The organism is Paracoccus aurantiacus (assembly GCF_007993065.1).
GTDB lineage: Bacteria > Pseudomonadota > Alphaproteobacteria > Rhodobacterales > Rhodobacteraceae > Paracoccus > Paracoccus aurantiacus.
The window spans coordinates 1-12168 of sequence record NZ_VOPL01000005.1 but is presented as its reverse complement, the minus strand read 5'-3'; the positions used below and the strand labels follow the sequence as shown (position 1 = coordinate 12168).

At 59.3% G+C, this 12168-nt stretch carries 14 protein-coding genes and 1 tRNA gene; 11 read left to right on the top strand and 4 right to left on the bottom strand.

Going from position 1 to position 12168, the window contains the following annotated elements; all coding sequences use genetic code 11:
* Nucleotides 1–49 precede the first annotated feature (49 nt).
* A tRNA-Pro gene (locus tag FQV27_RS12580) sits at nucleotides 50–126 on the top strand.
* 168 nt (nucleotides 127–294) lie between these two features.
* Here FQV27_RS12580 and FQV27_RS12575 read toward each other — a convergent pair.
* On the bottom strand, nucleotides 295–1278 hold the full coding sequence (locus FQV27_RS12575) for a hypothetical protein (RefSeq protein ID WP_147099041.1): 984 nt from the start codon (nucleotides 1276–1278) through the stop codon (nucleotides 295–297).
* An 89-nt stretch (nucleotides 1279–1367) separates the two neighbouring features.
* On the opposite strand from FQV27_RS12575, the gene FQV27_RS12570 reads away from it, so the two are divergent.
* The 7 genes from FQV27_RS12570 (at nucleotide 1368) to msrA (ending at nucleotide 6787) form a co-directional block, all read left to right on the top strand.
* Nucleotides 1368–1796, top strand: a complete 429-nt coding sequence (locus tag FQV27_RS12570; protein ID WP_186827301.1) for a hypothetical protein — start codon at nucleotides 1368–1370, stop codon at nucleotides 1794–1796.
* 275 nt (nucleotides 1797–2071) lie between these two features.
* On the top strand, nucleotides 2072–3178 hold the full coding sequence (locus FQV27_RS12565; RefSeq protein ID WP_186827300.1) for a DUF4123 domain-containing protein: 1107 nt from the start codon (nucleotides 2072–2074) through the stop codon (nucleotides 3176–3178).
* A gap of 130 nt (nucleotides 3179–3308) precedes the next feature.
* Complete coding sequence (locus tag FQV27_RS12560) at nucleotides 3309–3863, top strand: hypothetical protein (RefSeq protein ID WP_147099035.1); 555 nt, start codon at nucleotides 3309–3311, stop codon at nucleotides 3861–3863.
* A 5-nt stretch (nucleotides 3864–3868) separates the two neighbouring features.
* The gene (locus FQV27_RS12555; RefSeq protein WP_147099033.1) at nucleotides 3869–5221 is read left to right on the top strand and encodes a DUF2235 domain-containing protein; all 1353 of its coding nucleotides are present in this window, start codon (nucleotides 3869–3871) and stop codon (nucleotides 5219–5221) included.
* A gap of 360 nt (nucleotides 5222–5581) precedes the next feature.
* Nucleotides 5582–5740, top strand: a complete 159-nt coding sequence (locus FQV27_RS18895) for a hypothetical protein (RefSeq protein WP_186827299.1) — start codon at nucleotides 5582–5584, stop codon at nucleotides 5738–5740.
* A gap of 100 nt (nucleotides 5741–5840) precedes the next feature.
* A complete protein-coding gene (msrB, locus tag FQV27_RS12550) occupies nucleotides 5841–6284 on the top strand; it encodes a peptide-methionine (R)-S-oxide reductase MsrB (protein WP_147099031.1) in 444 nt (147 codons plus the stop codon).
* A complete protein-coding gene (gene msrA / locus FQV27_RS12545) occupies nucleotides 6284–6787 on the top strand; it encodes a peptide-methionine (S)-S-oxide reductase MsrA (protein ID WP_147099029.1) in 504 nt (167 codons plus the stop codon). The genes msrB and msrA overlap by 1 nt, the downstream gene beginning before the upstream one ends.
* A gap of 63 nt (nucleotides 6788–6850) precedes the next feature.
* Here the strand turns inward: msrA and FQV27_RS12540 are convergent, their stop codons facing one another.
* Both FQV27_RS12540 and FQV27_RS12535 read right to left on the bottom strand, forming a co-directional pair.
* Nucleotides 6851–7681, bottom strand: a complete 831-nt coding sequence (locus FQV27_RS12540) for an alpha/beta fold hydrolase (RefSeq protein ID WP_147099027.1) — start codon at nucleotides 7679–7681, stop codon at nucleotides 6851–6853.
* Nucleotides 7682–7772: 91 nt separating this feature from the next.
* Entirely contained in the window at nucleotides 7773–8669 is an 897-nt protein-coding gene (locus FQV27_RS12535; protein ID WP_147099025.1) for a LysR family transcriptional regulator, read from the bottom strand.
* Between the two features lie 112 nt (nucleotides 8670–8781).
* Between FQV27_RS12535 and FQV27_RS12530 the strand changes: the two genes are divergently transcribed.
* The 3 genes from FQV27_RS12530 (at nucleotide 8782) to FQV27_RS12520 (ending at nucleotide 11596) form a co-directional block, all read left to right on the top strand.
* A complete protein-coding gene (locus FQV27_RS12530; protein WP_147099023.1) occupies nucleotides 8782–9966 on the top strand; it encodes an MFS transporter in 1185 nt (394 codons plus the stop codon).
* Between the two features lie 19 nt (nucleotides 9967–9985).
* Nucleotides 9986–11086, top strand: a complete 1101-nt coding sequence (locus FQV27_RS12525) for an alpha/beta hydrolase (protein ID WP_147099021.1) — start codon at nucleotides 9986–9988, stop codon at nucleotides 11084–11086.
* Between the two features lie 72 nt (nucleotides 11087–11158).
* A complete protein-coding gene (locus tag FQV27_RS12520; RefSeq protein ID WP_246133095.1) occupies nucleotides 11159–11596 on the top strand; it encodes a cyclophilin-like fold protein in 438 nt (145 codons plus the stop codon).
* A gap of 8 nt (nucleotides 11597–11604) precedes the next feature.
* On the opposite strand, the gene FQV27_RS12515 is transcribed toward FQV27_RS12520, so the two are convergent.
* Nucleotides 11605–12168, bottom strand: a 564-nt coding sequence (locus FQV27_RS12515; RefSeq protein ID WP_222611698.1) for an electron transfer flavoprotein subunit alpha/FixB family protein, incomplete at its 5' end; no start/stop codon positions are given.

Here is a 12168-nt window from a genome sequence, read left to right as displayed (position 1 = left end):
TTCCCCCTTGCATTCGCCCCCAAGCCGCGTTACCTGCCCCACCTACGGTCGGAGCGTAGCGCAGCCTGGTAGCGCACCTGCTTCGGGAGCAGGGGGTCGGAGGTTCGAATCCTCTCGCTCCGACCAGTTTTCCCTTATGGCGTTTCAGGAAGGTTTGCCTTTTGTTTCACAAGGCGAGGCTTCTGGCGATCGGAGTGGACCCATTTCGTTCCTATAGACAGCCGCATGACGTCAACCGCATCGCATGTCGAAGGCGGCGGGGCGCTGATCGAGCAAATTATATTTGATCAGAGTTCAGCCGTCCGGATGCGCATTCCACTGCTGCGGAAACGGACTGGCCAGCCGCAGATTGGTAAAGCAGTGGATCAGGGTGGTGACTGCCTCGACGCTAAGCCCGTGCTCATGGAAGCTTTTGTCTTCAAAGCCGATAAGCAGATTGATCCCACCTTCGGGATTCACCGACAGTTCGAAATAGCTTTCATTGATCGACGCCCGCAGCCTTCGCTTCCGCGACCAATCGGCAGGATCGTCCGCGAGGATCGGCAGAGGCTTCACACCGATGCCGCTTTCGACCAGAAGATCGACCAGCACGTCCAGCAACACCGCCGCGCGCCGGTGGTCTTCGTCAGTCGGTGGCTCGAACACATACTCGAGGCGGTTGGCGACGATGATGTTGCGGACGAGGTTGGAGACCGCCACCACATGAGGGGCGATCACGTAGTAGCCACCGACATCTATGAACGGACGATATTGGAGATCGAGATGCTGATCTCCGGTATCCATCTTCAAAAGCTCGATGATCTCACGCGCCTTGTCCTCGTCGCCTAAGATCAGCCGCATCTGCTCGACCATTGCATCATGCCGTATGACCAAGAGTGTCGAAGCCAGAGTCAACGTTCCGCGCTCGGCCGGGTCCTGAAAGTCCGCCAGCCTGCGCTGGTACGCGCAGCTGATGAAGTTGAAGTAGCGCTGCACCTTGAATACGTCCATCGATGAGATGCGGTCGGTGATGGAGAAGATGAGGTCATCGAACGTTCCAAAGCTGTCGACGTCCAGCGCCAGAAGCTTCTGGATCTCGTCGAGGAACCGTTCGTCCCGCCCGAAGAATCCATTGAATACCTCCGGGATCGCGGGCAGTCGCAGAATCAAGCGTCTTACGATCTGATCGTTGATCTCAAGCAGATGGTCGAAACTACCGCGGTCAAAGCCTTGGTCTATGACGCTCCGGATGGAGATCGCTGGATCCTCTTCATGCAGGTGGAACTGTCGGATAGTCATCTGGTTCTGCTGCTGAATGAAGCCAAGGCGGACGGATTGGCCTCGATCACGAGGTCGATCCGGCCCTGATCGCAGAACTGGCCCCGCAGTTGAAAGACCTCCTGAACGTGCATGATGCCGCGCGCCGTCTCGGCATTAGCCTCGACGTGTTTCGCGTGCTGCTGGCCGATGGGCTGATCGAGCCCGATTATCAGTTCAACCGGCGCATGGCAGGGTTTCGGCCCGAAACACTGGACGCGTTTTTGGTCGAGTGGGCGGGGTTTGGGCGGCCGATACCGAAAAGGACAAGGCAGAGGACGTTGAATCTGATGATCGTTGCGCGGTCGCACTTCACGCGAACGCCCCTCCTACTTCGCGCCGCACGGAAACTGGGACTCGAATTGTTCCGGGACAGGCGGAAGCGCGGGCTGGCGGCGGTAATGATCGCTGAATGCGATGTTGCGGCATTGATCGAGGAGGCGAAGGCGGAGCGTGGACGGCGGGATCGCGATCGTCAGGATATGGTCGCCCAACGATGACTTTGGCCGAAATCTATGGGTCTGGAGCCTACATATGGATACCCATGAGGATATTATGGCTGCCACTAGCCCGTCGCAGTCAAGCTGGGACCTGACATTCGTGCCCGTATTCACCAGGCCGCCAAGGCGCGGGATCGCTCAGCACCCTACCATGTGGAGGGGACCTCGCGGTGGTGCTGGCCGTCCGCCATCAGCGCGAGGCGGGCTATGGCTGACCGGCGCGCGACGTGGTAAAAGGCCAATATTGTAACAGGTGCATGGTAACAGGTTTCCAGATGAACATCCCGCAGGATCAGGACAGCGATGATCCTTGGACGCTGCTGCCGGGAAGTGCTGCTGCGGGTCAGTCGGAACCCGACCGTCCCGTGCTTCAGGTCGACACAATCGAGGGCGTCGAGCCGCTGGATACCCAGATCGGCGTCTTCCCCAAGAAAACCGTCCCCGACGCGCTGCACGATGCTCTGTTCGGCCAGCCGGAACCAACCGCAGCCGAGATCAAGGCGGCAGGCGGCGATCCTGCCGCCATTCCGCCCATGCAGACCTATGCCATCCTAGACGCCGCCAAAGTCACCAACCCGCTGGAACTGCTGGAACGCAGCGGTCTCGAACACCGCTGCCTGTTCAAGGGCGCGGCCTATGACGAGCTGAAGAACGTCGCCCCCTGGATCGTGCGCCTGGAAGAGGGAAACGCCTTCACCCGTAACCTGTTCACCCGCTCAGATGCGCATTGGCACCACTGGGACAAGGAACCGGGCATCTGTGTCCGCTCGCGCGGAACCCTGGACGATATGTGGAAGCACTTTAGGAAATTCACCAGAGTCCAAGATGAAGACGGGAACTGGCTCTACTGGAGGTTCTGGGATAACCCGGTCAATACAACACTCATCAGCATGGGATCGTCCGGCGAAGCCACCGAATTGGTAGTCCCGCTATTCGGTGGCGGCAAGATTGCGGCCTTTGTGCTTCGAAACGGGTTTGGGCAATGGCAGCATATATGCTGGCATGGTCGAGCGGCCCTTCCACAAAAAAAACCGATCCTGACCCATGACGTGCGAAGACTGATGCGCCGATTGAGGCAGATATTCGAATTTGAAAAGCTGGCCAGGGTATCGACCTGCAAAGTTGCCGAGCGTCAGAGGATTGATGAGGCAAAGGCAATGGCGTCGCTGCGATCAAGGCGTGACGAATTTTTGAGCCTTGGATTTTGGCGCCGCGACCATTTGGCGAAGATCTGCTGCTGGGAGTTAATGCTTGGCCCGGACTTCATTGGGCGTTTTGAAAGTGGGCGCGTAAAGGACATCATGCTGGAGGCGGTCACACCGGAAGTCAGGATATCCAAGACAGAGGAGCTGCTTGCGACTGTAGCGCAGGAGAAGGGTTGAGATGACTGGCACTAGCAGCAGCCGTGGCGACTGGTTACAGGCAGGGGCTTTCCGATGGATCACAATCGCAGGGGCTGTTTTCTGTGCGTCACTTGTCTTCTTTTGGCTGGGGCCAACCCATGCGCGCAGCATGTCGCTTGACTACAACCTGGCCCCCTATGTGCCAGGTGCAATGCGGGTGGAAGCCAATGGTCAGGTCATCGATTACATTTCCAGCGGGCGCAATAGCGGTGGTGGTTCATATTACAAAAGTCGGTTCAGTGACGAGATGGAGTTTCGCATCCTGTGGTATGACGCCGCTGAGGAAACGGCATGGATGTCAGATATAATGGTTCGCGGCCGGGAACTTTCGGCCTATGACACAGAGCGAGAGGTTCTCGGTCTCGACATCGTTGTCGGGCCGGGTGCTGACTTGCTGGTGACAACACCGAACGCGGACGCATTGCGCTTGATGCGAGACGACCGGACGGATGAAATTACGACCGATATGCGCGCGCCGGTTGTTCTGCGCCAGCTTTGCGGCACATCGCTGCCGCTGGACGACCCGCGGATCGATCCACTCGTCTCTGCTGCGCATGATCCGGATGACAGCCTGTCTCGTCGTATCGCACGGATCATGACGGCACGTAATGAGTTCATTGGGGATGGCGGTGTCATCCAATCGCGCTGCGGCGGGCGGGAGTAGCTGCTATGCAGACAGAAAATCATGAAGCGATAGAACAGGCGACAGCCGCGGCGAATGAAGCGGCGGCCGAAGTCGGCTCTGGCCCGGTAGATGCCGTTGCAGCGGGATGCGACCTTTTCCGTTTTGGCGTGTTTTTCGACGGGACCGGTAACTCGCGCGACCATGCTGGGCAGGGTGATTTTGGCGCTTGGCATACCAATGTCGATCTGTTGGAACGTCTTTATCTCGATACCGGAGGGGTGCCGGTCAACGGCACCGGCTCGGCTGCTGGGCGTAAGATCATACGGCTGAAGCGCTATATGCGCGGTATCGGCGTAGATCCCGACGGTGACACAACTGACAACCTTTTGGATGCCTGGCCCCCAAGTTTCTTGCCCGGCCCGCGTGGTTTTGGTCATGGAACCGGCCCTGAGGGCGTGGAAATGCGCGTAACGGAAGCTATCGGCTTCGTGAATGCCGATATCCGAAGCGCGGCCGGAGATATTCAGCCCTGCGACATTCATCTGGACATATTCGGCTTTTCACGAGGGGCTGCCGCCGCGCGTCATTTTGCGAACTCAGCCCGGCGCGGGGCCGTCAGCTATGACAGCGCGAATATCCTTACGAAGTTTCTGGGCCTGTTCGATACTGTCTCATCACTTGGTGAGGGTGGGCATACCGGCAATTTCGGTAACGTTGACATCAGCACAAGCGGCAATGTCGCCGAGCGGATCGTTCATCTCACCGCGAAGGATGAAATCCGCAAGAATTTCCCGCTGACCCTTGCGATGACCGGAACGCGGATAGAACTTGTGGGCGCCCATTCGGATCTTGGCGGTGGCTATCTTCCCAGCGGCGATATCTATCGGCTGGAGATTCCGCGAGAGACCTATCACGGGGTTTCGGATTTCTATCGAGAGCGTTGGATTGTCGGCTCGGACGGCAACAGCATCACCCGCGAAGACATATCCAGTGCTGCCGACCTGTATCCCCGGGTCAGAGAGATCATCGACACCGAAACGCGTCATGGGCTGCAATTCGTATCGTTGCGGGTGATGCATCGCGAGGCCGTGGCTGCGGGTGTGCCGCTGGAGACCGAAATCGGAAGCTCTATCGACGGCCTCAACGTTCGCCTGATTGACGAGCTTCAGGAATATTACACGGCACTGCTGGACAATGGATATCGCGCAAGTCCGGAGTTGGAGCGCAGGGTCCGTTCCAAGTTTGGCCACTTCTCAGCGCATAACCGCCTGCACCCTGATATCAGGCCTCATTTCTCGTCGCCATCGGGCCACGTTTCCACCCAATGGGGGAACGTGACTGCGCAAATGAGCCACATGCCAGAGGCCAGTGGCCGACGCCGGGTCGCACAGATGTAGCGCATGGCGCTCAGATATTGCATTTTAAGTTGCTGTGGGATCATTTTTCACCGCCCAGCCGTGCGCAGACGCCCTGCTTCAGCAGCCTGTTAAAATTCAACGCAGCCAATTATCGACTGGGGCAATAGCGGTTTTACTCGCTTATAAAGGCGGTACAGCAGCGGATGAAACGAAAGGCAATTGTGAAAAAAATCGCTGGCGCGAAACCCAGCAATCGTTCACGATTCGGAACATGAACAAAGCAAGACTTCGTGAAATTTTACATCCCTTATGGTGTTTCAGGAAGGTTTGCCTTTTGTTTCACAAGGCGAGGCTTCTGGCGACTTGGATAAGCCCATTTCATTCCTAATAGACAGCCACATGATGTCAGCGACGGAGCGGCACGGGCGGCGTCGCTTCGCTAGGGGAGGATCAACCGTCACGGCGATCATCGCCGAAGCGAAGGATCGCAAGAAGCGGATCGAGGCGCTGATGGCAGAGCTTCAGGCCAGCCAGAAAGCGCAGATCGCGGCTGAATAGATTTTCCGCCGGGGCGACGAATGAAACGATCCCGTGAAGCCATTGGCGTCGGCGCATGGCCTGCCTACATACAGCGCAGCGAACAACAAGGGGACCAAGGATGACCTACAAGAAATCCGATGACGCCATTTCCAAGCTGACCCCGGAGCAATTCCGCGTCACCCAGCAGAACGGGACCGAGCGCGCCTTTACCGGCAAATATGACGAACATTTCGAACCCGGCATCTATGTCGATGTCGTTTCGGGCGAACCGCTTTTCGCCTCGTCAGCGAAGTTCAATTCGGGCTGCGGCTGGCCGTCCTTCTCGAAGCCCATCGTCGATGCCAATGTCAACGAATTGCGCGACACCACGCATGGCATGGTCCGGACCGAGGTGCGATCAGCGCATGGTGACAGCCATCTGGGCCATGTCTTCCCGGACGGGCCGCGCGACATGGGCGGGCTGCGCTACTGCATCAACTCGGCCAGTCTGCGGTTTGTCCCCGTCGAGGACATGCAGGCAGAAGGCTATGGCGACTATCTGGATCAGGTAGAGGGCAAGTGATGACCGAACGTGCTGTATTGGCGGGTGGCTGTTTCTGGGGCATGCAGGATCTGATCCGCAAGCTGCCCGGCGTTCAGACGACCCGCGTCGGCTACACAGGCGGCGACGTCGAGAATGCCACCTATCGCAACCACGGCAGCCATGCCGAAGGAATCGAGATCATCTTTGATCCGGCGAAGATCAGCTATCGCGACCTGCTGGAATTCTTCTTCCAGATCCACGATCCCAGCACGCAAGACCGGCAAGGCAATGATCGCGGCACCAGCTATCGCTCGGGCATCTACTATACCTCCGAGGCGCAGCATCAGACCGCGCTGGATACGATTGCGGATGTCGATGCCTCGGGTCTGTGGCCGGGCAAGGTCGTGACCGAGGTGAAGCCCGCGGGCGATTTCTGGGAAGCAGAGCCAGAGCATCAGGATTATCTGGAACGCATCCCCAACGGCTATACCTGCCACTTCCCCCGTCCGAACTGGGTGCTGCCCAAACGCGCCGCGGAATAACAGGCGGGACAATCAGGGTCATTCCAGACGCCAGCGGAGCGATCCGCTGGCGTCTTTCTCATGTCAACTGCGGATGAATTCCAGCAGATCCTTGTTAATCGTTTCGGCTTCGGTGGTGGGCATGCCGTGCGGGAAACCGGGATAGGTTTTCAGCACGCAGTTCTGCAGCAATTCGGCTGATTTCTTCCCGGAAATCTCAAACGGAACGACCTGATCATGCTCTCCGTGCATGACCAGCATCGGGATGGTGATGCCCTTCATCTCCTCGCGGAAATCGGTCTGCGAGAAGGCAACGATCCCGTCATAATGCGCTATGCCCGCACCCATCATGCCCTGCCGCCACCAGTTATGGATGATCGGCTCGGACGGCTCGACCCCGTCCTGATCGTAATTATAGAAGGGACCTGACGGCACATCGTTGAAGAACTGTGCGCGGCTTTCCTTGGTGTTCTTCTGAAAATCGTCGAACACCGCCTTGTCGATGCCATCCGGGTTGTCATCGGTCTTGACCATCAAGGGCGGCACGGCGCTTATCAGCACGCCCTTTGCGACCTTGTCTTCGGGATGGCGCGTAATGTAACGCACGACGACGCCGCCGCCCGTCGAATGGCCGACATGCACCGCGCCCTGCACACCCAGATGCTTGACCACGGCAGCCGTATCGTCGGCATAGTGGTCCATGTCATGCCCGTCCCAGACCTGCGCCGAGCGGCCGTGCCCGCGTCGATCCGAGGCGACAACGCGGAAGCCTTCGCCCAGAAAGAACATCAGTTGGGCATCCCAGTCGTCAGCACTAAGCGGCCAACCATGGTGAAAGAAGATCACCGGCGCGTCTTTCGGACCCCAGTCCTTGTAAAAGATTTCGACCCCGTCCTCCGTGGTGACATAGCCCATCTGCGTCTCCTGATCCCTTGGTTTGACTTGGGATCGCAACGCACAGACACCCGGTAATGTTTCGGTCGATGGGCTGAATTGCATGCACCGCTCAGCCCTTGCGATGCCGCAGCGCTTCGACGATCAGGCGGAAGACTGGCAGGTTTTGCCGGCGGGTTGGGTAATACAGGAAATAGCCGTCGAAGAAGGGCGACCAGTCGTCCAGCACCAGTTGCAGCGCGCCGGAAGCTACATGATCGTCGGCGAGGCTGTTTGGCACGAAGGCGATGCCCATTCCGCTGAGTGCTGCATCCATCATCGCGTAGGAATTGTTAAAGGTTAGTTGGCCGTTCACGCGGACATTCAGCTCCTGACCATCCTTCTCGAATTCCCACGGATACAGCCCGCCGCGTGTTTCGTGACGCATGTTGATGCAATTGTGCTTCAGCAAGTCCTGCGGGTGCTCAGGCACGCCATGGTTGGCGAAGTAATCGGGCGATGATACGGCAACCATCCGCCAGTCCGGGCCGATCCGAACGGCAATCATGTCCTTTTCGACGCTTTCGCCCAGGCGGACGCCCGCATCAAACCCGTCTTCAACAATGTTGCGCAAACCGCTGTCGAGGCTGAACTCCACGCTGACATCGGGATGTTTGGCCAGAACCGGCTTCAGCTTTGGCCAGACGACGGTTTCCAAGGCGTGATCGGACAGCGTCAGCCGGATAGACCCCGAGGGTTTGTCGCGGAGCTCCATCAGGGCTGCAATTTCGTCCTCGATCTCGGTCAGACGTGGGGCAACGGTGGCCAGCAGACGCTCCCCTGCCGGGGTCGGGGCGACGCTGCGGGTGGTTCTCGTCAGCAGGCGGATGCCCATATTGGTTTCCAACCGCTTGATCGTATGGCTCAGCGTCGATTGCGCCACGCCGATCCGGGCGGCGGCACGGGTAAAGTTGCGCTCCTCTGCGACGATGCGAAACCACATCAGATCGTTGAAATCGGTCTTTGACATGGCGACATCATTAATCGACTGGATCGATTAGTCCATGCAATTCTAGACGGCTAATCAGATTGGCGTCCTGCGTCTATCTTCTGTCCAACCCTAGAGATGACGGAGATCAGCCATGACCGACGCGGCCGCAATTCCTACAAGGTCCAATGCCCAGTGGGGCGCTGTTCTGTCCATGTCACTCTGCGTGGCGCTGCTGATCGCGTCGGAATTCATGCCGGTCAGCCTGCTGACACCGATGGCTGCAGGTCTGGGTGCCAGTGAAGGCGCGACCGGACAGGCGATTTCGATCAGCGGCTTGTTCGCGCTGGCAGCAAGTCTGCTGATCACAACGGCTGCCGGTCAGTTCAACCGCAAATTGGTGTTGATCGCACTGACCGCGTTGATGCTGGCCTCCCTTGTCATGGTCGCTGTGGCCCCGAATTTCACCGTGCTGATCACCGCGCGCGCCATTCTGGGCATCTGCATCGGCGGCTTCTGGGCCTTGGCGACCGCGGTGATGATGCGGCTGGTGCCGCCGGGCGAGGTGCCGAAGGCTCTGTCGATCATGTATGGCGGGCAGGCCATCGCCGCGGCCTTCGCCGCGCCCTTGGGTGCCTATCTTGGCGATATCTTCGGCTGGCGCGCGGTGTTCTGGGCGCTGACCCCTTTGGTGGCGCTGAACCTGATCTGGCACCTGATCGCGCTGCCTTCCCTCCCTGCACGCGGTCGCCAAAGCTTTGGCGTTGTGATTGAGGTCCTGCGCCGCCCGTATTTCCTGCGCGGGCTGATCGCTGCCATGCTCAGCTGGGGTTCGGCCTTCACCATGTTCACCTATCTGCGCCCGTTTCTGGAGCAGGTGACCGGCGTTAATGCGACACTGCTGTCGATCCTGCTGCTTGTCCTTGGAATTGCCGGTTTTGCCGGAACCTGGGCTGCGGGGCGCTTTGTCGGCGAGGGCTTCGAGCGGCTTTTGAAACTGCCGGCACTGGTGATGGGCGGTGTCACGCTCGCACTGATCTTCACCGGCAGTTCACCCCTCGCCACCGGCATTTTGCTGGCGATCTGGGGCGCGATGAACACGGCACTGTCGGTGATCTTCATGACCTGGATGTCGCAAAACGTCGATGACCAACCCGAGGCTGGCGGCAGCCTGATGGTCGCCGCGATCCAGGGGTCGATCCTGCTGGGCGCTGTCATCGGCGGGCTTTTGCTGGACGCCCTTTCCATCACTGCAACCTTCGCGGGCGCCGTTGCCCTTGCTGTCGCCGCCGTCGCGCTGATCGGCAACGGGCAGCGGATGCTGAAACCCGCGAACTGAACCTGAACAGGAGACTGTTATGACCACCCAACTTCACGACGAAACGAACGACGCGAACGCCCGCCACACATTCGGCCGCCGCGCGTTGCTGAAGATGACCGGCGCAAGTGTCGCCGCCATTGGCGCATCTTCTTTCTTCAACACATCAACAGCAAAGGCACAGACCATGACACAAGATTGGGACAAGGTTTTTCCGAAAAGCGACCGCGTTGACCACGAAAAGGTCAGCTTCACCAACCGCTACGGCATCACGCTGACCGGCGATCTGTATCTGCCCAAGGATCGCAGCAGTGCCATGCCTGCGCTGGCAGTTTCCGGGCCTTTCGGGGCGGTAAAGGAACAGTCGTCGGGTCTTTACGCACAAACCATGGCTGAACGCGGCTTTATCGCACTGGCCTTCGATCAGTCCTTTACCGGCGAAAGCGGGGGCGAGCCGCGTAATGTCGCGTCCCCCGACTTCAGCACCGAAGATGTCAGCGCCGCCGTCGACTTCCTTGGGCTGCATGAGGCCGTGAATCGCGAACGGATCGGCGTGATCGGAATTTGCGGCTGGGGCGGCTTCGTCCTGAACGCCGCTGCCGCCGACAAGCGGATCAAGGCGGTCGTGGCCAGCACCATGTACGACATCTCGCGTGTCAGCGCGCATGGCTATAACGACAGCATGACCGCCGAACAGCGCGCAGAGGCGCTGGATCAGATGAGCCGTCAGCGGTGGGCAGACGCCGAAAATGGCAGCCCGGCCTATCTGCCGCCGTTCAATGCAGAGGTCGCAGCGGACGCGCCGCAGTTCATGAAGGATTATCATGATTACTACATGACGCCGCGCGGATACCACGAACGGGCGGTTAACTCGGGCAATGCATGGACACAGACGAATTCGCTGTCCTTCATGAACATGCCGCTGCTGACCTATATCGACGAAATCGCCCCGCGTCCGATCCTGCTGATACACGGCGAGAACGCCCATTCCCGCTATATGAGCGAAACCGCCTATGAGGCCGCGGCGGAGCCGAAGGAGCTGCTGATCGTTCCGGGCGCCAATCACACCGATCTTTACGACAAGGTCGATGTGATCCCCTTCGACCGGATCGAAAGCTTCTTCAGCGACAATCTGGCATAGCGTTTTTGCGGTCGGGGTGATGAGCCCCGGCCGCAATCGTTAAGCTCTCTCTTTGCGAAGAAAGGACTGGAAATGATGACCACGAATCGGCGCGAGTTCATCGCGGCTGCCGCGACCCTGCTCGTCGCCCGCCCCATCCTTGCCCAGGCCGAGGCCACGCCCATGCGCATACGCTGCACCTTCGCCGATCAGGACTTCACCGTCGCGCTGCAGGACAGCGCCACGACACGCGATTTCGTATCAATGTTGCCACTGGATCTGACGATCAGCGACTTTTCCACCAACGAAAAGATCGCCCACCTGCCGCGCCGACTGGATGAGGGAGGGCTGGTCGATTACACCGACGAAGCCCCCGGCGATCTGTGCTATTTCCGTGGCTGGGGCAATCTCGCCTTCTTCCACGACAGCTACAACTATCGCGGCGACCTGATCCGGTTGGGAAGAATCGAGGGCGAGATCGATCCGCTGCTGATAAAGGGAGAGTTTCCGCTGCGGATCGACAAGTCATAGTCGGCAATCTAAAGCTTCTCGGTCAGTTCCGGGACGATCTGGAACAAGTCGCCCACAAGGCCGTAATCGGCGACCTGGAAGATCGGGGCTTCCTCGTCCTTGTTGATCGCGACGATGACCTTCGAATCCTTCATCCCCGCAAGGTGCTGGATCGCGCCCGAGATGCCGACGGCGACGTAAAGCTCTGGCGCGACGATCTTGCCGGTCTGGCCGACCTGCCAGTCGTTGGGCGCAAAGCCTGAATCGACGGCGGCGCGGGATGCGCCGACGGCGGCGCCCAGCTTGTCGGCGAGCGCCTCGATGATCGCGAAGTTTTCTTCCGATCCGACGCCGCGCCCGCCCGAGACGACGCGGCCCGCCGAGGTCAGTTCCGGCCGGTCGCTTTCCGCGACCTCATCGGCGACCCAGCTCGACAGGCCCGGATCTTCGCCCGCGGCCTGAGCGGTCACGCTGGCCGATCCGCCCTGACCCGCCGCATCGAACGACGCCGTACGGATGGTCATGACCTTCTTGCCGTCCTTCGACTTCACCGTCTGGATGGCGTTGCCGGCATAGACCGGGCGTTCGAACGT